Source organism: Streptomyces sp. NRRL S-455 (assembly GCF_000717875.1).
GTDB lineage: Bacteria > Actinomycetota > Actinomycetes > Streptomycetales > Streptomycetaceae > Streptomyces.
In genome coordinates this window covers 134,635-156,103 of the sequence record NZ_JOCT01000003.1, presented here as the reverse complement: position 1 = coordinate 156,103, position 21,469 = coordinate 134,635, and the positions used below count along the sequence as shown (strand labels likewise).

21 protein-coding genes and 1 riboswitch are annotated in these 21,469 nt (G+C 70.6%); of the genes, 9 read left to right on the top strand and 12 right to left on the bottom strand.

Annotated features, from left to right (window positions below; genetic code table 11):
- Window positions 1-101 precede the first annotated feature (101 nt).
- From pyrH to IE97_RS0104760, 4 genes are all read left to right on the top strand, one after another.
- Window positions 102-860 (top strand): UMP kinase, encoded by a 759-nt coding sequence (pyrH, locus tag IE97_RS0104775; RefSeq protein ID WP_010044452.1) that lies wholly within the window; start codon window positions 102-104, stop codon window positions 858-860.
- Window positions 861-1,021: 161 nt separating this feature from the next.
- Window positions 1,022-1,579 (top strand): ribosome recycling factor, encoded by a 558-nt coding sequence (frr, locus tag IE97_RS0104770; RefSeq protein WP_030231567.1) that lies wholly within the window; start codon window positions 1,022-1,024, stop codon window positions 1,577-1,579.
- Complete coding sequence (locus tag IE97_RS0104765; protein ID WP_078603085.1) at window positions 1,579-2,706, top strand: phosphatidate cytidylyltransferase; 1,128 nt, start codon at window positions 1,579-1,581, stop codon at window positions 2,704-2,706. Before frr ends, IE97_RS0104765 begins: the two co-directional genes overlap by 1 nt.
- 117 nt (window positions 2,707-2,823) lie before the next feature.
- Window positions 2,824-3,273: an SRPBCC family protein gene (locus IE97_RS0104760; RefSeq protein ID WP_030231560.1), complete on the top strand. Its 450-nt coding sequence runs from the start codon at window positions 2,824-2,826 to the stop codon at window positions 3,271-3,273.
- 21 nt (window positions 3,274-3,294) lie between these two features.
- Here the strand turns inward: IE97_RS0104760 and IE97_RS0104755 are convergent, their stop codons facing one another.
- The 3 genes from IE97_RS0104755 to IE97_RS0104745 form a co-directional block, all read right to left on the bottom strand.
- A complete protein-coding gene (locus IE97_RS0104755) occupies window positions 3,295-3,648 on the bottom strand; it encodes a DUF6233 domain-containing protein (protein ID WP_030231557.1) in 354 nt (117 codons plus the stop codon).
- 70 nt (window positions 3,649-3,718) lie between these two features.
- Window positions 3,719-3,985, bottom strand: a complete 267-nt coding sequence (locus tag IE97_RS0104750; RefSeq protein ID WP_030231554.1) for a hypothetical protein — start codon at window positions 3,983-3,985, stop codon at window positions 3,719-3,721.
- A gap of 25 nt (window positions 3,986-4,010) precedes the next feature.
- Complete coding sequence (locus tag IE97_RS0104745; RefSeq protein ID WP_030231550.1) at window positions 4,011-5,378, bottom strand: S8 family serine peptidase; 1,368 nt, start codon at window positions 5,376-5,378, stop codon at window positions 4,011-4,013.
- Between the two features lie 365 nt (window positions 5,379-5,743).
- Here IE97_RS0104745 and rlmN point away from each other — a divergent pair, with 365 nt between their 5' ends.
- From rlmN to IE97_RS0104725, 4 genes are all read left to right on the top strand, one after another.
- Window positions 5,744-6,850, top strand: coding sequence for a 23S rRNA (adenine(2503)-C(2))-methyltransferase RlmN (gene rlmN / locus IE97_RS0104740; RefSeq protein ID WP_030231548.1), 1,107 nt, complete (start codon window positions 5,744-5,746; stop codon window positions 6,848-6,850).
- A gap of 24 nt (window positions 6,851-6,874) precedes the next feature.
- Window positions 6,875-6,981, top strand: a riboswitch (TPP riboswitch).
- Between the two features lie 76 nt (window positions 6,982-7,057).
- On the top strand, window positions 7,058-8,179 hold the full coding sequence (locus tag IE97_RS0104735; RefSeq protein WP_030231545.1) for a thiamine ABC transporter substrate-binding protein: 1,122 nt from the start codon (window positions 7,058-7,060) through the stop codon (window positions 8,177-8,179).
- A complete protein-coding gene (locus IE97_RS0104730) occupies window positions 8,155-9,819 on the top strand; it encodes an ABC transporter permease (protein WP_030231541.1) in 1,665 nt (554 codons plus the stop codon). The genes IE97_RS0104735 and IE97_RS0104730 overlap by 25 nt, the downstream gene beginning before the upstream one ends.
- Window positions 9,820-10,839, top strand: coding sequence for an ABC transporter ATP-binding protein (locus IE97_RS0104725; protein WP_030231537.1), 1,020 nt, complete (start codon window positions 9,820-9,822; stop codon window positions 10,837-10,839).
- A gap of 71 nt (window positions 10,840-10,910) precedes the next feature.
- Here IE97_RS0104725 and IE97_RS0104720 read toward each other — a convergent pair whose 3' ends face one another.
- The 7 genes from IE97_RS0104720 to IE97_RS0104690 form a co-directional block, all read right to left on the bottom strand.
- Window positions 10,911-11,648, bottom strand: a complete 738-nt coding sequence (locus tag IE97_RS0104720; protein WP_030231533.1) for an LAETG motif-containing sortase-dependent surface protein — start codon at window positions 11,646-11,648, stop codon at window positions 10,911-10,913.
- Between the two features lie 145 nt (window positions 11,649-11,793).
- Complete coding sequence (locus IE97_RS0104715) at window positions 11,794-12,915, bottom strand: LOG family protein (protein ID WP_030231530.1); 1,122 nt, start codon at window positions 12,913-12,915, stop codon at window positions 11,794-11,796.
- A 25-nt stretch (window positions 12,916-12,940) separates the two neighbouring features.
- On the bottom strand, window positions 12,941-13,348 hold the full coding sequence (locus tag IE97_RS0104710) for a VOC family protein (protein ID WP_030231525.1): 408 nt from the start codon (window positions 13,346-13,348) through the stop codon (window positions 12,941-12,943).
- Window positions 13,349-13,446: 98 nt separating this feature from the next.
- Window positions 13,447-15,021 (bottom strand): hypothetical protein, encoded by a 1,575-nt coding sequence (locus IE97_RS0104705; RefSeq protein ID WP_030231522.1) that lies wholly within the window; start codon window positions 15,019-15,021, stop codon window positions 13,447-13,449.
- Window positions 15,003-15,752 carry an ABC transporter ATP-binding protein gene (locus IE97_RS0104700; protein WP_030231519.1) on the bottom strand — a complete coding sequence of 250 codons (750 nt, stop codon included), beginning with the start codon at window positions 15,750-15,752 and terminating at the stop codon, window positions 15,003-15,005. Before IE97_RS0104700 ends, IE97_RS0104705 begins: the two co-directional genes overlap by 19 nt.
- A 224-nt stretch (window positions 15,753-15,976) precedes the next feature.
- Window positions 15,977-17,344, bottom strand: coding sequence for an aspartate aminotransferase family protein (locus IE97_RS0104695; protein WP_030231514.1), 1,368 nt, complete (start codon window positions 17,342-17,344; stop codon window positions 15,977-15,979).
- Window positions 17,345-17,357: 13 nt separating this feature from the next.
- Window positions 17,358-17,873, bottom strand: a complete 516-nt coding sequence (locus IE97_RS0104690) for an Lrp/AsnC family transcriptional regulator (protein ID WP_030231500.1) — start codon at window positions 17,871-17,873, stop codon at window positions 17,358-17,360.
- Window positions 17,874-18,037: 164 nt separating this feature from the next.
- Here IE97_RS0104690 and IE97_RS0104685 point away from each other — a divergent pair, with 164 nt between their 5' ends.
- A complete protein-coding gene (locus IE97_RS0104685) occupies window positions 18,038-19,477 on the top strand; it encodes a gamma-aminobutyraldehyde dehydrogenase (RefSeq protein ID WP_030231496.1) in 1,440 nt (479 codons plus the stop codon).
- Between the two features lie 97 nt (window positions 19,478-19,574).
- Here the strand turns inward: IE97_RS0104685 and IE97_RS0104680 are convergent, their stop codons facing one another.
- Window positions 19,575-20,291, bottom strand: a complete 717-nt coding sequence (locus IE97_RS0104680; RefSeq protein ID WP_420706054.1) for a glycerophosphodiester phosphodiesterase — start codon at window positions 20,289-20,291, stop codon at window positions 19,575-19,577.
- Between the two features lie 5 nt (window positions 20,292-20,296).
- Complete coding sequence (locus IE97_RS0104675) at window positions 20,297-21,415, bottom strand: adenosine deaminase (protein WP_106975297.1); 1,119 nt, start codon at window positions 21,413-21,415, stop codon at window positions 20,297-20,299.
- Window positions 21,416-21,469 lie beyond the last annotated feature (54 nt).

The window sequence follows — 21,469 nt, the reverse complement described above, 5'->3', positions numbered from 1 at the left end:
CAGATCTGACGAGGAGGCCATTGCCGTATGGGATGCGAACCACGCCCCACCGGCAATGGCCTTCTTCGTATGTGCAACACGTGAAAGAGGCGGGATCCCCCATGACGACCAAGGCCCAGAAGAGCGACGACGGCAAAGTACGCGGCCGGTTTCTGCTGAAGCTGTCCGGAGAGGCCTTCTCCGGCGGCGGGGGCCTGGGCGTCGACCCGGACGTGGTGCACAAGATCGCCCGCGAGATCGCGGCCGTCGTGCGCGACGGTGCGCAGATCGCGGTCGTCATCGGCGGTGGCAACTTCTTCCGCGGTGCCGAACTCCAGCAGCGCGGCATGGACCGGGCCCGCTCCGACTACATGGGCATGCTCGGCACCGTCATGAACTGCCTCGCCCTGCAGGACTTCCTGGAGAAGGTGGGGGTGGACTGCCGGGTGCAGACCGCCATCACCATGGGCCAGGTCGCCGAGCCGTACATCCCGCTGCGCGCCGTACGGCACCTGGAGAAGGGCCGCGTGGTCATCTTCGGCGCCGGTATGGGCATGCCGTACTTCTCCACCGACACCACCGCCGCGCAGCGCGCCCTGGAGATCGACGCCGAGGCGCTGCTGATGGGCAAGAACGGCGTGGACGGGGTCTACGACTCCGACCCGAAGACCAACCCGGACGCGGTGAAGTTCGACCACCTCGGCTACGGCGAGGTCATCACCCGGGACCTGAAGGTCGCCGACGCCACCGCCGTGACGCTGTGCCGCGACAACAAGCTCCCGATCGTGGTCTTCGAACTGCTGGCGGAGGGCAACATCGGGCGCGCCGTCAAGGGTGAGAAGATCGGCACGCTGGTGGGGGACCCCGGCAGCCGGGACTGAGACCCGAGAACAACCCCGTCCGGGGGACGGACGGGACGGAGCCGGGCCGGGGGATGGACAATGTCCCGCCGGTCGGGAACCGTTCAGAAGAAGACGCGACGCAGCCGGCCGCCGCCCCACATGGAACCGCAGCCGGGCCTACTCACACGCAGGAGCAAGTGGTGATCGAAGAGACCCTCCTCGAGGCCGAGGAGAAGATGGAGAAGGCCGTCGTGGTCGCCAAGGAGGACTTCGCCGCGATCCGCACCGGCCGTGCGCACCCGGCGATGTTCAACAAGATCGTGGCCGACTACTACGGCGCGCCGACCCCGATCAACCAGCTGGCCTCGTTCTCGGTGCCCGAGCCGCGCATGGCCGTGGTGACCCCGTTCGACAAGAGCGCGCTGCGCAACATCGAGCAGGCGATCCGCGACTCCGACCTGGGCGTCAACCCGAGCAACGACGGCAACATCATCCGGGTGGTGTTCCCCGAGCTGACCGAGGAGCGCCGCCGCGAGTACATCAAGGTCGCCAAGGGCAAGGGCGAGGACGCGAAGATCTCGATCCGCTCCGTGCGCCGCAAGGCGAAGGAAGCCATCGACAAGCTGATCAAGGACGGCGAGGTCGGCGAGGACGAGGGCCGCCGTGCGGAGAAGGAGCTCGACGACACGACGTCCAAGTACGTCGCGCAGGTGGACGAGCTCCTGAAGCACAAGGAAGCGGAGCTGCTCGAGGTCTGATGAACGACTCTTCCTGGGGGGCGCCGCCACAGGCCGGGTACTGGGGGCCCACCGACCAAAGGCATGGCCACGGGCCTGTCCAGAGCCCTGGACACGGGTATGTCCAGGGAGCCGCTCCGGCGGGCCCCGCATACGATGCGCATACAGCGCCTCAGACTCGCCCCATGCCGATCGTGCCCGACGCAGCCGGCTTCGGCGCAAACCAGGATGACGACCGGGGGGCGGCTCGGCCGAGCGGGCCCCCGGTCCGGAACGAGACGAATCCGGAGCCCATGCCCGACGCCGCACAGCCGGCACCCAAGCCGCAGAAGAAGAGCGCGGGCCGTGACCTCAGCGCCGCGATAGGGGTCGGCGTCGGGCTCGGCGCGGTGATCGTCGCGTCGCTGTTCATCGTCAAGGCCGTGTTCGTCGGTGTCGTCGCGGTGGCCGTGGTGGTGGGCCTGTGGGAGCTGACCAAGCGGCTGGACGAACGCAAGGGCATCCGGGCGCCCCTCGTGCCGCTCGCGCTCGGCGGTGCCGCGATGGTCGTCGCCGGGTACGTCCGGGGCGCCGAGGGCGCCTGGGTCGCCATGGCGCTCACGGGCCTGGCGGTGCTCGTGTGGCGTATGACGGAACCGCCCGAGAACTACCTCAGGGACGTCACGGCGGGTCTCTTCGCGGCGTTCTACGTGCCGTTCCTCGCGACGTTCGTCGCGATGATGCTCACGGCGGACGACGGCCCGCAGCGGGTGCTCACCTTCCTGCTGCTGACGGTCGTCAGCGACACCGGGGCCTACGCGGTCGGCTGGCGCTTCGGCAGGAAGAAGCTCGCCCCGCGCATCAGCCCCGGCAAGACCCGCGAGGGCCTGGTCGGCGCGGTCACCTTCGCCATGGTCGCGGGCGCGTTGTGCCTGGAGTTCCTCATCGACGGCGGTGCCTGGTGGCAGGGCCTCGTACTCGGCCTCGCGGTCGCCGTCAGCGCCACGCTCGGTGACCTCGGCGAGTCCATGATCAAGCGGGACCTCGGCATCAAGGACATGGGCACGCTGCTGCCGGGTCACGGCGGCATCATGGACCGACTGGACTCACTGCTGCCGACGGCTCCGGTGGTGTGGCTGCTGCTGGTGCTCTTCGTGGGGTCCGGCTGAGCGGATCCGACCCTGGCGAGCTCCCGTCCTCGTGGGCGGGGGCTCGTCGTCGTTCCGGGGAGGCGACGAGGGGCGCCGAGTGGGACGATTCAGGTGTACGTCGCAAAGGGGGTCGACATGTCCATCATCCGACAGACCATCGACGTCGACCGGCGTCCCGAGGACGTCTACGACTACGTCACGGACGCCCCGCGCATGCCGGAGTGGCAGCTGAGCGCGGTGTCGGCCGAAAAGCTCGGCGAGGAGCCCTTCGGGATCGGCTCCCGGGTACGGGTCACCCGGCACATCGGCAACCGCGTCATACCGATGACCATGGAGGTCACCGAGTACGAGCCGCCGCACATCTGGGGCATGCAGGGTGTCGACGGGCCCGTCCGGGCGCGGGTGCACGGTGAGGTCGAGCCGTTCGACGAGGGGCGGCGCTCGCACGTCACGATCGCGGTCGACTTCGAGGGCCACGGCGTCGGCAAGATGCTCGTACCGCTCGTCGTACGCCCTCAGATGCGCAAGGAGCTTCCGCGCAACGAACAGCTGCTCAAGGACCGGCTGGAGCACGAGGGGGTGTAGGACCGGGGCCGCTCCGGTGGCCTACTCCAGGAAGCTGAGCGCGGTGTCGGGGCGGCAGTAGGTGCACGCCGGCACCTGGTGGCGCAGGGCGTCGAGGGCCTGCGTCCGGGAGACGCCGACGCATCTGCCGCCCTTGGTCACCTTCCAGCAGTCGCCGGTGTGCACTGCGACCTGGTTCCGCTTGTCCAGCCCCCGCTCGATCAGCCACTCGGGCGGGGGCGGTCGCATCTCCTCGCCCCGTCGGACCTCCGCCTCCCGGCGCTGCTCGTCGGCGATCCACCGGTCGAGCTGGGCCAGAGCGGCCCGCGCCTGCTGCACCACGACGCGGCGGGCGAAGAGCAGCAGATCAAGACGGGACGGCGGGGAATCGTTCACGCATTCGATTTTAGGTTCAGCTGTGCGTGTGAGCGCCGTCGGCCCTGGAAGCGGTAGGAGGGTTGTCGGTTCAGTCTTCGTCGGGGCGCGGCTGGGGCGGGCCGAAGGGTTCGATCTTCGGGTTCGCGTACGGCCCCTGGGCACCGGGCATGCCGTGCACGCGCTCGGCGACCGCCTCGGTGACGAGCAGGGCGTAGGTGCCGTTGTGCAGGTCGACGAGTCCGTAGTCGGTGTCGACCGCATCGCGGCCGATGCCGAGCCGGCGCAGGGCGTCCTCGAGCGTGGCTCCCGACGGGAGCGTGACCGTGATGAGGCTCGTTGGCTTGTCGGGAGCCATCGGTCTCTCCTCCGGTGCGAAGCGGCTACCTGCGGATGCCGTGCCCGTTCTTGCTGCGGCGGCGCAGCGCATCCATGATCGCCGGTACGTTGATGATGCCGAACCCGTAGTCGTGGTCGAAGCCGGCGGCGCCGCGGTCGTCGGCCGTCCGCTGCAGCAGCGTGCGAAGGTCGGCCGGCTTGATGACGTTGGCCGACCACTGCGTGCGGACGGCGGCGACCACGCCCGCGGCCACCGGACAGGCGGCCGAGGTCCCGGAGTCCGGTTCGCCCGCCCCGAAGGCGTGTGAGCCCTCGAAGTGGGTGTACGCGCAGAGGTCCGGCTTGTTGGGATCGAGCCGACCGGGGCCCTGCGAGGAGTAGCCGACCCGGTTGCCCCGGGTGTCGACACCACCGATGGACAACGCACGCGGGTGCGAGTTGGCGCCGACGATGGGCCGGTCGGGGAACTCGCAGCGGCCGTCAGGGCAGTCCAGGCCGCAGTTGCCCGCCGCGAACAGGACGTCGGCGCCCGCGCTCTCCAGCGCGGTCACCATCAGGTTGAAGGGGTGGCCGGGGTTGTCCGAGTAGTTCCCAGGGTGGCTGGGCGGGAAGTCCCACCGGGGCGAGAAAGAACCCCAGCTGTTGCTGACGACCAGGGCCCGCTTGTCGTCGGGCATCGTCTCCAGCACGCTCCACAGGTGGGAGTAGGCCGCCACGGCGTCCGAGAGCAGCCCGCTCATGACCGTCGGGCCTTGCTGTTGCGAGAGCAGGACCGGCACGTCGATCAGCGTCGCCTTCGGTGCGGCGATGAGGGCGTCGAAGGCGCACATGGTGCCGTGGTCGACCGGGAACTGGCCCGGCTTGCCGGTCACTCCGGGCGGGTTCCAGCTCCGTGCCGCGTCGACCGTGACAGGACGGTCCAGTTCGTTGCTCAGGTGCTGGGTGTTGATGCCGGTGTCGGTGATCGCCAGCGCGATACCGCTGCCGTCCAGGTCGTCCGCGCCGAGCTCGGCGAGGAGGTTCTTCACGTCCTGCCAGTTCCCGACCGGCCCGTCCCCGGGACACGTGGGCGACGTCTGGATGACCGGGTCGGCGGAGATGCCGACGATCTGCGGGCGGCTGAGGGCCAGCATGGAGAGTCGGCTGGCGGCGTCGTAGTCGTGGATCTCTCCACGGACCAGGACGGTGGCGTCCTCCGGCCGCATGGAGAAGCGGAGTGGCTGGGTCAGGGACAGCGGGTCCCCCTCGGCCGTGGACGGCACCGGCCTGGGCAGCGCCACCGGTGTGAACGACTGGTCCATCTCGACGCCGGGCATCGACCCGGCGACATCCTGTGTGGTCGTGGTGAGCTGCGGGTTGGCGACGGCCTCAACGACGTCGCGTTCGGGCTTCATCTGGATGAGGACACGCATGGTTCTCCTCGATGTGGGACGGAATCCAGCGCACGCGAGCGGCGTTTCGTCCACGGCGGCTCGTGTGGGGTGCGGCTGGGTGGGGAGCCGTTGAGAGGCGATGGGTGGCCTCCCCCTGCGACCTGCCCTTGACCGGCGGATCGGCCGAGGCCGAGCGCGCGGTGGGCGGACGCGGATCAGGCGCCGTTGCCCATACTCAGCGCGCACATGCGGCACCGCACCTTGAAACCCCCGAATGGCCTACGGGCGGCCCGTCCCTGGGCCGTGCGCGGCCGACCGGCGATGACAGGTGGCGATCGCGGGTGACCGCCCCCACTCCGCTCTGGCCCGGCCTCCCGTAGTTGATCTGCGACACTGGGAGGGTTATGCCTGCACCCGGAGAACTCACTTTCGTCGCCCCCCGCGGAGCCAAGAAGCCGCCGCGGCATCTCGCCGATCTCACTCCTGCCGAGCGCAAGGAGGCCGTCGCCGCTGTCGGGGAGAAGCCGTTTCGCGCCAAGCAGCTCTCGCAGCACTACTTCGCGCGGTACGCGCACGATCCGGAGCAGTGGACCGACATCCCGGCCGGTTCTCGTGGCCGGCTCCAGGAGGCGTTGCTGCCGGAGCTGATGACCGTCGTGCGGCATCTGTCGACCGACCAGGGCGCCACGCGCAAGACGCTGTGGCGGCTGTTCGACGGGACGCTCGTCGAGTCGGTGCTGATGCGCTACCCGGACCGGGTGACCATGTGCATCAGCTCGCAGGCCGGGTGCGGGATGAACTGCCCGTTCTGTGCCACCGGGCAGGCGGGGCTGGACCGGAATCTGTCCACGGCCGAGATCGTCCATCAGATCGTGGACGGGATGCGGGCCCTGCGGGACGGAGAGGTGCCGGGTGGCCCGGCGCGGCTCAGCAACATCGTGTTCATGGGCATGGGCGAGCCGCTCGCGAACTACAACCGCGTCCTCGGCTCCATCCGGCGGCTCACCGACCCCGAGCCGGACGGGGTGGGGCTTTCGCAGCGCGGGATCACGGTGTCCACCGTCGGGCTCGTCCCGGCGATCCACCGCTTCGCCGACGAGGGGCTCAAGTGCCGGCTCGCCATCTCGCTGCACGCGCCCGACGACGAGCTGCGCGACACTCTCGTGCCCGTGAACACGCGGTGGAAGGTCCGGGAGGTGCTGGACGCCGGCTTCGAGTACAGCGCCAAGTCGGGGCGGCGGCTGTCCATCGAGTACGCGCTGATCCGGGACATCAACGACCAGGCATGGCGGGGTGACCGGCTCGGCCGGCTGCTCAAGGGCAAGCCGGTGCATGTGAATCTGATTCCGCTCAACCCGACGCCCGGGTCGAAGTGGACCGCCTCCCGGCCGGAGGACGAGAAGGCGTTCGTGGAGGCGATCGCCGCCCATGGTGTGCCGGTGACGATCCGGGACACCCGTGGACAGGAGATCGACGGGGCGTGTGGTCAGCTCGCGGCCACCGAACGGTAGTCTGACCGTCGTACATACACCTGCATATTCCGACAGGGGAGCGCCACAGCGCTGAGAGTGCGGCACACGGCCGCAGACCCTCCGAACCTGGCCCAGGTCATTCTGGGTAGGGAGATCGGTCATCACTCGAGCTGTTGCGCCCTGCCCGGGACCACGGAAGTCCCGGGCAGGGCCGCGTCTTCTCCTGGTCACTCCAGGAGGAATCCAGTGAGCAACAAGAAGAAGCGGCTGACGGCGGTGGTCGTCGGGCTCGGCCTGGTCGGCGCGCTGGCCGGCTGCGGGTCGTCCGGCGGCGACCAGGGGTCCGGCGACTCCAAGACCGTGACCCTCGTCAGCCACGACTCGTGGGCCGCGTCGAAGGACGTCATCGCTGCCTTCGAGAAGCAGTCCGGCTACAAGGTGAAGGTCCTGAAGGACGGCGATTCCGGGCAGGCCGTGAACAAGGCCATCCTCACCAAGGACAACCCGCAGGGCGACGTCTTCTTCGGCGTCGACAACACCCTGCTGTCCCGTGCCCTCGACAACGGCCTCTTCCAGCCGTACGAGGCGAAGGGATCCGAGCGGATCAAGGCCGAGTACCGGGTCGACCAGGACCAGCATCGCGTCACGCCCGTCGACACCGGTGACATCTGCGTCAACTACGACAAGAAGTACTTCGCCGACCACAAGCTCGAACCGCCGCGGACCTTCGACGACCTGGTCGAGCCGCAGTACAAGAACCTCCTCGTCACCGAGAACGCCTCCACCTCCTCGCCCGGCCTCGGCTTCCTGCTCGGCACCGCCGCGAAGTACGGCGATGGGGGCACCTCCCGCTCGAGCGAAGCCGAGAGTGGGGGAGGCTGGGAGGGCTACTGGAAGAAGCTCAAGGCCAACGGCGTGAAGGTCGTCGACGGCTGGGAGCAGGCGTACAACGAGGAGTTCTCCGGCTCGGCCGGCGGGAAGAAGGCCAAGGGCGACCGGCCGCTCGTCGTGTCGTACGCCTCCTCGCCGCCAGTCGAGGTCGTCTACGCCGACCCGAAGCCGAGTACGGCACCGACCGGCGTCGCCGAGGGCACCTGTTTCCGGCAGGTCGAGTACGCCGGGCTGCTCAGCAACGCGAAGAACAGCGAGGGCGGCAAGGCCTTCCTCGACTTCCTGGTCTCCGAGCGGTTCCAGGCGGACATGCCGCTCAACATGTTCGTGTACCCGGTGCGCGAGGGTACCCCGGTGCCGCCGGAGTTCACGAAGTTCGGACCGCAGGTCAAGGGTCCCGAGACCCTGGACCCGGCGAAGATCGCCGACCACCGTGACCAGTGGGTCAAGTCGTGGACCTCGCTCGTACTGAAGTGACCGGCCGGACGAAGGGCGCGGCGGCGCGGTTCGGCCTCATCGCCGTGCCCGTCGCGTTCTTCGCGGTCTTCTTCGCCTACCCCGTCGCCGCGATCGTCGCGCGCGGGTTGAAGGTCGACGGGGCCTGGCAGTTCGGGCGGATCGGCGAGGTGCTCGCGCAGTCCGACGTCCGGCACGTGCTGTGGTTCACCACCTGGCAGGCGTTCGTCTCGACCGCGCTCACCCTGCTCGTCGCGCTTCCGGGCGCCTACGTCTTCGCCCGCCTGGACTTCCCGGGCAAGCAGGTCCTGCGGGCGGTCGTGACCGTGCCGTTCGTGCTGCCGACGGTCGTCGTCGGTACGGCGTTCCTGGCACTGGTCGGGCGGGGCGGGCTGCTCGACGAGCTGTGGGGCGTACGGCTGGACACCACCGTGTGGGCGATCCTGCTCGCGCACGTCTTCTTCAACTACGCGGTCGTCGTACGGACCGTCGGCGGGTTGTGGGCGCAGCTCGACCCGCGGCAGGAAGAGGCCGCGCGGATGCTCGGGGCATCGCCCCTGAAGGCCTGGCGGCAGGTCACGCTCCCGGCGCTCGCGCCCGCCGTGGCCGCCGCCGCGCTCATGGTCTTCCTGTTCACCTTCACCTCCTTCGGCGTCGTCCAGATCCTCGGCGGGCCCACCTTCTCGACGCTGGAGGTGGAGATCTACCGGCAGACGTCGGAGATCTTCGACCTCTCCACGGCGGCCGTGCTCACGCTGATCCAGTTCGTCGCGGTGGGCGCGGTCCTCGCCCTGCACGCCTGGACCGTGCGGCGGCGGGAGACCGCGCTGCGGCTGGTGGACGCCTCCGTGACCGCGCGCCGGCCGCGAGGCGCGGGGCAGTGGGCGCTGCTGGGCGGGGTGCTGGTGACCGTCGTCGTGTTGCTCGTGCTGCCGCTCGCCGTGCTGGTCCAGCGGTCCCTGGGCGCGCCCGGCTTGGGCTACTACCGGGCGCTGACCAGCGACGACGGGGGAGTGTTCCTGGTCCCGCCGATCGAGGCGATCGGCAACTCCCTGTCCTACGCCGTCGCCGCCACCCTCATCGCCGTGGTGATCGGCGGTCTCGCCGCTGCCGCGCTCACCCGCCGGGACGCCGGGCGGTTCGTGCGCGGCTTCGACGCGCTGCTGATGCTGCCGCTCGGGGTGTCCGCGGTGACCGTCGGCTTCGGGTTCCTGATCGCCCTCGACGAGCCGCCGCTGAACCTGAGGTCGTCGTGGATCCTGGTGCCGCTCGCGCAGGCGCTGGTCGGGGTGCCGTTCGTGGTCCGGACCATGCTGCCCGTGCTGCGGGCGGTGGACCTGCGGCTGCGGGAGGCGGCCGCGGTCCTGGGGGCCTCACCCTGGCGGGTGTGGCGTGAGGTGGACCTGCCGATGGTCAGGCGGGCGCTGCTGATCGCGGCCGGGTTCGCCTTCGCGGTGTCGCTCGGGGAGTTCGGGGCGACGGTGTTCATCGCGCGGCCGGACCAGCCGACGCTGCCGGTGGCCGTGGCGCGGCTGCTGGGGCGGCCGGGCGATCTGAACTACGGCCAGGCGATGGCCCTTTCGACGATTCTGATGGTGGTGTGCGCGGTGGCGCTGCTGGTGCTGGAGCGGCTGCGGACGGACCGGACCGGGGAGTTCTAGATGCTGCTGAGCCTGGAGGGCGCGACGGTCCGTTTCGGCGGGCGGGCCGTGCTGGACGCCGTCGGTCTGGAGGTCGCCGAGCACGAGATCGTGTGCGTGCTCGGGCCCAGTGGCAGCGGCAAGTCGACACTGCTGCGGACGGTGGCCGGGCTGCAACCCCTCGACTCCGGACGGGTGTTGCTGGACGGGCGCGATCAGGCGGGTGTGCCGGCGCACCGGCGCGGTGTGGGGCTGATGTTCCAGGACCATCAGCTGTTCCCCCAGCGGGACGTGAGCGGAAACGTGGCCTTCGGGCTGCGGATGCACGGGACGTCGAAGACACGACGTGCCGAGCGAGTACAGGAGTTGCTGGACCTCGTCGGCCTGCCGGGCGCGGGCCGCCGGGCCGTCGCCGCGCTGTCCGGCGGGGAGCAGCAGCGGGTGGCACTGGCCCGGGCCCTCGCGCCGAGTCCTCGGCTGCTGATGCTGGACGAGCCGCTGGGCCAGCTCGACCGGTCGCTCAGGGAACGGCTGGTCGTCGAACTGAAGGAGCTGTTCGGCCGGTTGGGCACCACCGTGCTCGCAGTGACGCACGACCAGGGGGAGGCCTTCGCGCTGGCCGACCGGGTGGTGGTGATGCGGGACGGGCGGATCGCCCAGTCCGGTACGCCCCTCGAGGTGTGGCAGCGGCCCGCCGACGCGTTCGTGGCGCGCTTCCTCGGTTTCGAGAACGTCGTCGAGGCGACGGTCGGGGTGGAGGCCGCGGACACGCCATGGGGCAAGGTGCCGGTGCCGGAGGGCGCCCCGCAGGGCAGCCGGACCGTTCTCGTGCGGCCCGGGGGTGTGCGTCTGGTGCCCGCCGGCACGGGCCTGCGCTGCACGGTGACCGCCCGTACCTTCAAGGGCACCCATGTCTCCGTCCACCTCCAGCCGGAGGACGCCCCCCGCCTCGAGGCGGCGTGCGCGCTGCGGGCGGCGCCGGAGGTCGGCGAACAGGTCGGGGTGGAGTTCGACGCGGCCGACATCGCGGTGCTCGGCTGATCTCCAGCGCCTACGGGATGTGGCCCGCCCCAATGGATCAGGGACGGGCCACATCTCGCGGTGCGAAGGTGTCAGTTGTCGCTCTTGGTCCCGCGACGGCGCATGCCGAGGAACACCGCACCGCCACCCACGGCGACCAGGACCACCGCGATGCCGGCGATGATGCCGGTGTTGGAGTTGGCGCCGGTCTCGGCGAGGTTGGAGTCACTGTCCGTGGGCGCGGGCGCGTTGCCCGCCGGCGTGGTGCTCTCGCTCTCCGACGGCGCCGGAGCGGGCGTGCCGATCTCCTCGGCCGGCTTCGACGGGGAGGCCGAGGGGGTCGGAGCGGCCGGGGAAGTCGAAGCCGGCGGAGTCGAAGCCGGGGGAGTCGCCGCGGGTGGCTCTTTCTCCTTCTTGCAGGCCGTGGCCGGGGTGATGAGGTTCGGCTTGATGTCCTCGTCGACGTGCCCAGTGGCCTTGATGTGGATGCGGTACTCCGCGTCCGGCTTCCAGTTCTCCGCGAAGGTGACGGTGGTGCCCGCGCGCGAGCCCTTGACCACCTGCTCGCCGACCCTCTTCGCGTCGGCGCCGTTGTTCTGCAGGTACACGGAGACCGTGGCCGGGACACCGGCGGGGTCGACGTCGGTGACGGTGATGACGCCCTTGCCGCCGTCACACTTCGCCTCGGCGGAGAAGTCGTTGATGTCGGAGGCGAGCGCGGTGCCCGCGGCACCGAGCGCGAGGGCGGCCGAGGCGGAGGCGACACCGAGGATCCGCACGGAATGCGCGACGCGCGAGGTCGCACGGCGGGATACGGACAGAACTGCCACGTTTGTCCTTTACAGGATGTGAAAAGCGGGGGGTCAGGCAGTGTTGACGGGGTATCAGCACTACCCGGAGGCTCACAGGTCTATAAGCGCCACATAAGTAGTGTCAACGTATATGCGGCCTGCAAGCACTTGCTTTGCCTTCTTGTTAACCGCCGAGACGTTTCAACGCCTCCGACGCCTCCTCGATCCGCTCCACCAGCGCGATCCGCGTCTCCATCGAGCGGCCCCTGGCCAGCGACTCGAGCAGCGGCCAGGTGGGCAGTCTCTCCGTCCAGTGCACGCGGTTCACGAGGACCATGGGCGTGGGCTCGCCGCGTGACTCGTAGTAGTTCGGCGTCGCGTTGTCGAAGATCTCCTGGACGGTCCCGGCGGCGCCGGGCAGGAACACCACACCCGCGTTGGACCGGGCCAGCAGGCCGTCCTCGCGGGTGGCGTTCGCGAAATACTTGGCGATGTGCGAGGCGAAGGCGTTCGGCGGCTCGTGACCGTAGAACCAGGTCGGGATGCCGACGGAACGCCCGCCGTCCGGCCAGCGGCCCCGTACCTCGAAAGCGGCCGTGGCCCATTGGGTGACCGACGGAGTGAAGCGCGGGGCCTTGGCGAGCAGTTCGAGTGACTCGGCGAGCATCTCGTCGCCGAACGGGGCGGCGTACGCGCCCAGGTTCGCGGCCTCCATCGCGCCCGGGCCGCCGCCGGTCGCGACGGTGAAACCGGCCCGGGCCAGTTCCCGGCCGAGCCGCGCCGCACCCGCGTACTCCTCCGTGCCGCGGGCCATCGCGTGGCCGCCCATCACTCCCACGACCCGGGCACCGGAGAGGAGTTCGTCGAGCGCGTCCGAGACGGAGTCGTCGTGGATGGCGCGCAGTGTGGACGCGTAGATGTCCCGGTCCGCCTTCGTCCGCTGGAACCAGGCGTACGCGCGGGCGTCGGGCGTGGCCTCGTAGCCGTCCGGCAGCGACGCGAAGAGATCGTCCGGCGAGTAGACCAGGCCGCGGTACGGGTCGAACGGCAGATCGGGGACCGGCGGGAAGACCAGGGCCCCTTCCGTGCGTATCTTCGCGGCGGCCTCCTCGCGCATCGCGCAGCCGAGGAAGACCGCGCCCGCCGTGGCCGTGGCGAGCAGTTCGCGCGTACGGTCCGTCAGGTCGACGGACTGGACGCGGTATCCGGCGAGTGTGCCGCGCGCCGAGACGGTCGCGTCGAACTCCTCGAGTGTCTCGATCTCACGGTCGTCGTGGTGGGCCGCATGGGCGGGCATCGTCTGCACCCGCCCATGCTAGGGGCCCGCATCCTCATCCCTGGACGGCCGACGGGTCCATCCACACGACCTCGAAGGTGTGACCGTCCGGGTCGTCGAAGGCGCGGCCGTACATGAAACCGTGGTCCTGGGTCTCGCCGGAGACGGAGCCGCCGGCCGCGACCGCCTTCTCGACCAGTTCGTCGACCTTCTCGCGGCTCTCGGCGCTCAGCGCGATCAGCACCTCGCTGGTCCGCTGCGAGTCCGCGATCTCCTTCTTCGTGAACTGCAGGTACTTGTCCCTGGTGTGCACCATCACGACGATGGTGTCGCTGATCACGACCGAGGCGGTGCTGTCGTCGCTGAACTGCTTGTTGATCGTGTAGCCGAGTTCCGTGAAGAACTTCTTGGAGGCGTCGACGTCGCTGACGCACAGGTTCACGAAGATCATCTGCTGGTACATGCGTGGTCTCTCCCAACGGGTGCGTGTCGTTACGCGGGGATAGACCCGGGGCCGGCGCGGAACTCATCGCCGTACGGAGATTTTTTCGTACGAGTTTCTCAGCGCGCCAGTGGCAGGGCCGCCAGTTCGGCGACCGCCAGGGTGAGCGGGCCGAACAGGGCGAGCAGCGCGCCCGCGCGCGCGGCCGCGGCACTGCGCAGCGTCGTCGCGGGTGCGCCCAGCCGCAGCAGCGCGGCGGTGGTGTCGGCGCGGGCCTGCCGGGCCTCGACGGCGGCCGTGAGGAGTGTCGCCACGGTGCAGCCGGTCACCAGGACCACGCCGAGGCTGGTGAGCGGGCCGAGGGACAGTCCGTCCGGGCCGTGCAGCAGCGCCATGGCGATCGCGGCCGACAGCACCGCGCAGACCACGCCGAGGGGGCGGCCGATGCGGGTCGCCTCCGTCATGAGGATCCGGCCGGCCAGCAGCCGGAGGGCGCCGGGGCGGGCCGTCTGGAGCAGCCGCCCGCACAGGTGGGTCAGGCCCGGGCCGGCCAGGGCCAGACCGACGGCGGCCAGCGCCCAGCCCACCAGGACGCCGGGTGAGGCGCCGGAGAAGGTGAGGTCGGGGGGCGTGGGGGCGGTGCGGCTCGTGTAGGTCTCCACGGCGAGACCGGCCGCCAGGAGGGTGATGCCCCAGGGGAGGCCGGTGGGGGCGGCGGTGGGGGTGTCCGGCACGACCGCGTGCGAAGCGGCGGGGTCGTCGGCGGTGTCCGGTGCCGCGGCGTGCCGGGCGGGGACCCCGACGGTGTCCGTGGTGCTCGCCCCGTCCGGCGCGGCCGGGTGCGGGGCGGGTGTGCCCGCCGAGCTCGCGGCGTTCACGGCGTCCTGAGCCTCCGGGTGCCGGCCGGGCCGCTGGCCGGGGCCCTCGACCACGCTCACCGCGGTCCCGGCGCCCGGGACGGCCGAGCCGGTGACCGCGGCCGGCGCGGTCTCGCCCGTTCGCGCCGGTGGGGTCGTGCCGTTCTGCCCGCCGGGCCCGGACCGCTCGGCGGCGCGGCCGTCCGCCGGCCGGACGATCTGCCGGCCGAAACGGCCGTACGTCCCGAACGTCTCGGGCCCACTCGTGCGCCGGAACGCGCCGAAACGACCGTACGTCCGGCTCGCCCGGGGCGGGGCCGGCTCCGCCTCCCTCGGCCGAAGGGTCAGGGCCACCGCGACCGACGCTCCCGCGGGCACGAGCGCGATCAGCGTCAAGGTCCCGGGCAGCGGCAGCGGCCGGCCCGCGGCGAGGAAGTCGGCCCCGGCGCCGTCGAAGGGCATGCCGGTCAGGTCGCCGCGCAGGTGGAGGAAGACCAGCAGGGCCAGCATCGAGCCCAGCGTGCAGGACAGTGCGGTCGTCGTCGCCGAGACGGCCATGAGGCGCAGCGGGCCCAGGCCGATCGCGGAGAGGCCGGAGCGGGGCTTGGTGCCGGGATCGGTGCGGGCCACGGCGACCGCGAAGTACACCGTGGCGGCCAGGGGAGGCGTGCACCAGGCCAGGCGCGTCAGGCCGGCGGCGGGAGAGCCGGGATGGCCGAGCGCGTAGCCCAGGGCGCAGAGCAACAGGAAGCCCGTACCCGCCGAGGCAGCCGCGACCAGGAGGCGGCGCAGCTGCACGGCGGGGTGGGCGCCGCGGGTCAGACGGAGAGCGAGCACGCGGCCCGGCCTTCCGGCTCGGCGGTCTCGGCGACCTCAGGCAGGTGCACCGTCTGCACCCGCCGCCCGTCGAGCAGGAAGACCCTGCGGTCGGCGAGCGCCGCGGTCTCCGGGTCGTGGGTGGCCAGGACGACCGTGATGCCGTGCGAGCGGGCCGCCGTGGTGAGGGTGCGCAGCACATGGACGCGGTCGGCACGGTGCAGGGGTGCCGTGGGCTCGTCGGCGAACAGGACCGACGGGGCGGGGGCGAGGGCGCGGGCGATGCAGACCCGCTGCCGCTCGGCCTGCACCAGCTGGTGCGGGCGCTTGCGGGCGCTCTCACCGATGTCCAGGCGCTCCAGCCACTCCAGGGCCGCGGTCTTGGCGCGGCGCCGGCTCGTGCCGCGCAGCATCAGCGGCAGGGCGGTGTTCTCCCAGGCGTTGAGTTCCGGGACCAGCGTGGGGGCCGGGTCGATCCAGCCGAAGCGGTCGCGGCGCAGCCGCTCCCGGGTGAGGGGGCCCATGGTGTGCACGGGCACGCTGTTGAACCAGACCTCGCCGCGCCGGACGGGCACCAGGCCGGACAGGCAGCGCAACAGGGTCGTCTTGCCGCTGCCGCGCGGGCCGCTGACGGCGAGGATCTCGCTCTCCCGGACGCCGAGCGAGACACCGCTGAGCGCGGGGGATCCGTCCTCGTACTGGAAGTGCAGGGCGCGAGCCCAGAGCACGTCGTTGTCCGGCGGGGCGTCCATGGCGTACACCTCGGTTCAGTTCGGAAAGTGCTGTGCTGTGTCCCCCGTATGGCGGAACGAGGGCGCCGACTGGGGGTCACGGTCCTGGTCACGCGTGCGGTGTGGGGCGTGTGCGCACGCTAGGCAGATCGACCGCGCGGCGCCGGACAGCACGCGGCCCCGGGCCGCCGTTTCTCACTCGAACGGGCGGCACCGGGGCCGGTATTGATCATCCAGAACGACGATCAGAGCTTCGTCCACGCCTCCGAGAGGGTGGCCCGCAGGATCTGCTCGATCTCGTCGAACGTCGACTGGTCCGAGATCAGCGGCGGGGCGAGCTGGACGACCGGGTCGCCGCGGTCGTCGGCCCGGCAGTACAGGCCGTTCTCGTAGAGCTTCTTGGAGAGGAAGCCGTACAGGATCCGCTCGGTCTCGTCCGCGTCGAAGGACTCCTTGGTGGCCTTGTCCTTGACCAGCTCGATGCCGTAGAAGAAGCCGTTGCCGCGGACGTCGCCGACGATCGGCAGGTCGTGCAGCTTCTCCAGGGTGGAGCGGAACGCGCCCTCGTTGTCCAGGACGTGCTGGTTGAGGTTCTCGCGCTCGAACAGGTCGAGGTTGGCGAGGCCCACGGCCGCGGATACCGGGTGGCCGCCGAAGGTGTAGCCGTGCAGGAAGGTGTTGTCGCCCTTGTAGAAGGGCTCGGCGAGGCGGTCGGAGACGACGCACGCGCCGATCGGGGAGTAGCCCGAGGTCATGCCCTTGGCGCAGGTGATCATGTCTGGGACGTAGCCGAACTTGTCACAGGCGAAGATCGTGCCCAGCCGGCCGAAGGCGCAGATGACCTCGTCCGAGACGAGCAGCACGTCGTACCGGTCGCAGATCTCGCGGACCCGCTGGAAATAGCCGGGCGGGGGCGGGAAGCAGCCGCCCGCGTTCTGCACCGGCTCCAGGAAGACCGCGGCGACCGTGTCCGGGCCCTCGAAGAGGATCTGCTGCTCGATCTGGTCGGCGGCCCAGCGGCCGAAGGCCTCCGGGTCGTCGCCGAAGAGCGGCGCGCGGTAGATGTTGGTGTTGGGGACCTTGTGCGCGCCCGGCACCAGCGGCTCGAACGGGGCCTTCAGGCCCGGCAGGCCGGTGATGGACAGGGCGCCCTGGGGGGTGCCGTGGTAGGCGACCGCGCGGGAGATCACCTTGTGCTTGGTGGGCTTGCCGACCAGCTTGAAGTACTGCTTGGCGAGCTTCCAGGCGGTCTCGACGGCCTCGCCGCCGCCGGTGGTGAAGAAGACCTTGTTGAGGTCGCCCGGGGCGTGATGGGCGAGGCGCTCGGCCAGCTCGACGGCCTTGGGGTGGGCGTAGGACCACACCGGGAAGAACGCCAGCTCCTGCGCCTGCTTGAAGGCGGTCTCGGCGAGCTCGACCCGGCCGTGCCCGGCCTGCACGACGAACAGACCGGCGAGACCGTCGAGGTAGCGCTTGCCGCGGTCGTCGTAGATGTACGTGCCCTCGCCCCGGACGATGGTGGGGACGGGGCTCTTCTCGTACGACGACATGCGCGTGAAGTGCATCCACAGGTGGTCGTACGCGGACTGGGAGAGGTCCTTGCTCACGGCTATCGGGTCCTCACGGTTATCGGGTTCCCCACATGTAGGTCTGCTTCTTGAGCTTGAGGTAGACGAAGCTCTCGGTGGAGCGCACGCCGGGGACGGCCCGGATGCGTTTGTTGATGACCTCCAGCAGGTGGTCGTCGTCCTCGCAGACGATCTCCACCATCAGGTCGAAGGAGCCCGCGGTCATCACCACGTACTCGCATTCGGACATGGCCGACAGCGCGTCCGCGACCGACTCCACGTCGCCCTCGACGTTGACGCCGACCATCGCCTGTCTGCGGAATCCCACGGTGAGCGGGTCCGTGACGGCGACGATCTGCATCATGCCCTGGTCGAGCAGCTTCTGGACGCGCTGGCGCACGGCCGCCTCGGAGAGGCCGACGGCCTTGCCGATGGCGGCGTAGGGCCGGCGGCCGTCCTCCTGGAGCTGCTCGATGATGGCGAGGGAGACGGCGTCCAGCTGGGGACCGCCGTTCCTCGACTCGCGGGAGTCCTTCTGGTCTGCGCTTCGACTGGCCACGGAGTCACTGTGCACGAGGGATCGACACTTCCGCAAGGTGCGATCGATGAAATCCGTTGTTTGCATCCCCTGCAACTGCGGATTCCGCACGATCGAAGGCGGCGGGGGTGTTGAAAACGTGGGACGGCCGACTAGGGTGGGTGTCTCAAGTACTGGACATCCGAACTGGAGGGCCGGCAGTGAGCACCGAGCTGCGTCGTCTGCGCAACTACATCGGCGGTGAGTTCCGGGACGCCGCCGACGGACGGACCACCGAGGTGGTCAATCCCGCGACGGGCGAGGCGTACGCGACCGCTCCGCTGTCCGGGCAGGCGGACGTGGACGCCGCGATGGCGGCGGCCGCCGAGGCCTTTCCCGGCTGGCGGGACACCACGCCCGCCGAACGCCAGAAGGCCCTGCTGAAGATCGCGGACGCCTTCGAGGAGCGCGCCGAGGAACTGATCGCGGCCGAGGTGGAGAACACGGGCAAGCCCGTCGGGCTGACCCGCTCCGAGGAGATCCCGCCGATGGTCGACCAGATCCGCTTCTTCGCGGGCGCGGCGCGGATGCTCGAGGGCCGCTCGGCCGGTGAGTACATGGAGGGCCTGACCTCCATCGTGCGCCGTGAGCCGGTCGGCGTCTGCGCGCAGGTCGCGCCGTGGAACTACCCGATGATGATGGCCGTGTGGAAGTTCGCCCCGGCGCTCGCGGCGGGCAACACCGTCGTCCTGAAGCCGTCCGACACCACCCCGGCCTCGACGGTCCTCATCGCCGAGATCATCGGCTCGATCGTCCCCAAGGGCGTCTTCAACGTCATCTGCGGTGACCGCGAGACCGGCCGCATGATGGTCGAGCACCCGGTCCCGGCGATGGCCTCCATCACCGGCTCGGTGCGCGCCGGCATGCAGGTCGCCGAGTCCGCCTCCAAGGACGTCAAGCGGGTCCACCTGGAGCTGGGCGGCAAGGCCCCGGTCGTGGTCTTCGAGGACACCGACATCGCCAAGGCCGTGGAGGACATCTCCGTCGCGGGCTACTTCAACGCCGGCCAGGACTGCACCGCCGCCACGCGCGTGCTCGTCCACGAGTCCATCCACGACGAGTTCGTCTCCGCGCTGGCGAAGGCCGCCGCCGACACGAAGACCGGTCAGCCGGACGACGAGGACGTGCTGTTCGGTCCGCTCAACAACCCCAACCAGCTCAAGCAGGTCGAGGGGTTCATCGAGCGGCTGCCGGCGCACGCGCGCGTGGAGGCCGGCGGCAAGCGGGTCGGCGACAAGGGCTACTTCTACGCGCCGACCGTCGTCTCGGGCCTGAAGCAGGACGACGAGATCATCCAGAAGGAGGTCTTCGGCCCGGTCATCACCGTCCAGTCCTTCCGTGACGAGGACCAGGCGGTCGAGTGGGCCAACGGTGTCGAGTACGCCCTCGCCTCGTCGGTGTGGACCAAGGACCACGGCCGCGCGATGCGGATGTCCAAGAAGCTCGACTTCGGCTGTGTGTGGATCAACACGCACATCCCGCTGGTCGCCGAGATGCCGCACGGCGGCTTCAAGAAGTCCGGCTACGGCAAGGACCTGTCGGCGTACGGCTTCGACGACTACACGCGGATCAAGCACGTGATGACGTCGCTGGACGCGTAGGCGGACCAGCACGTGCCGCGGCCCCGGACGGTCGGTTCCGTCCGGGGCCGCGGCACGCCCAGCCGCTGCTCGCGCTCAGCCGGGGCACCGCAGAACGTCAGGCGTTCGGCCCCGGCCGACCCGGCGACGGTGCCGCGGCGCTCGCGCGTGCGGCGGACAGCACGCCGATGCGGTTGGTCGTGATCGAGTCGACCCCCGCGTGGAGGAGCCGTCGCATGGAGCGGCGGGTGTCGGGGGTCCAGACGGACAGCAGGTAGCCGTCGCCGTGGACGCGCTCGGCGAGGGGCCGGTCCACCAGGGTGAAGCGGTAGTTGAGCCAGCGCGGGCGGATCGCCTCCAGCAGGACGGGCCGGGGCGGGGCCAGGGTCGTCCAGGTGAGGGCGATCTCGGCGGCCGGGTCCGCCGCGCGCACGTTGAGCATGGCGTCGGCGCCCGCGCAGTAGTAGACCCGGTCCGCCGCCCCCGACTCCCGTACGGCCCCCATGACCCGGCGCACGGCCGGCACGCCGGGCGAGCCGGGCAGGTCGATCATCACCCGGTGGCCGTCGGTCGCGGCCAGCGCCTCCGCCAGGGTCGGCACCCCACCGCCGGTCAGTCCGCGCACCTCCTCCCAGGACAGCGCGAGCACCGGCCGCTCATGCTCCCAGAGCCGCTTCAGCGTCTCGTCGTGCAGCAGCACCGGCACGCCGTCCCGGGTGAGGCGTACGTCGATCTCCACCGCGTCCGCCCCCCGGTCGAGCGCGGATCGCAGCGAGGCGACGGTGTTCTCGCGGACGCGGTAGGGGTCGCCCCGGTGCGCCACGGCGATCGGCACGGGGCTCACCGGTCGAGCCACGCCGCGGTGTACGTGTCGATCTCCCCCGTGATCCTGGCCTTGCCGGCCGGATCGAGGAAGGACACCTCGACGGCGTTCTTCGCCAGCTCGGCCAGCCCTCGCTCGTCGAGGTCGAGCAGCCGGGCGGCGACCGCGTACTCGTTGTCGAGGTCGGTGCCGAACATGGGCGGGTCGTCGGAGTTGATCGTGACGATGACCCCGGCCTCCACGAACTCCCTTATCGGGTGCTCGTCGAGTGTGGCCACCGCGCGCGTGGCGATGTTGGAGGTCGGGCACACCTCCAGCGGTATCCGGTGCTCGGCGAGGTGGGCGAGGAGTTTCGGGTCTTTCGCGGAGCTGGTGCCGTGCCCCACGCGTTCGGCCCGCAGATGGGTGAGGGCGTCCCAAACGGTCTCCGGGCCGGTGGTCTCGCCGGCGTGCGGCACGGAGTGCAGACCGGCCGCGATCGCCTGGTCGAAGTACGGCTTGAACTGGGGCCGGGGGACGCCGACTTCGGGCCCGCCGAGACCGAAGGAGACGAGGCCCTCCGGGCGCAGCCGGTCATCGGTGGCGAGCCGGATGGTCTCCTCCGCGGACTGCAGACCCGCCTCGCCGGGGATGTCGAAGCACCAGCGCAGCACGGTCCCGAACTCGGCCTCGGCCGCCTTGCGGGCGTCCTCGATCGCGTCCATGAAGGCGCGCTCGTCGATACCGCGGCGGGTGGACGAGAACGGCGTGATGGTCAGCTCGGCGTACCGCACCTGCTGCCGGGCCAGGTCACGGGCCACCTCGAAGGTGAGCAGCCGGACGTCCTCCGGGGTGCGGATCAGGTCCACGACCGACAGGTACACCTCGATGAAGTGGGCGAAGTCGGTGAAGGTGAAGTAGTCGACCAGGGCGGCGGGATCGGTCGGGACTTTGGAGTCGGGGTGCCGGGCGGCGAGCTCGGACACGATCCGGGGGGAGGCGGATCCCACGTGGTGCACATGGAGTTCGGCCTTGGGCAGTCCGGCGACGAAGGCCTTCAGGCCGCGTGAGGCGTGGGGGTCGACGAGGTGCTCGGTCAAGGGTTCCTCCCCGGAACGGCGCCCCTGCCCGCACAGGGCGGGCGGGGCGCGGGTGATCGGCTGATCGATGACTCCGATGCATCGTATGCCGTGGTACAACGCCCTTTTCCA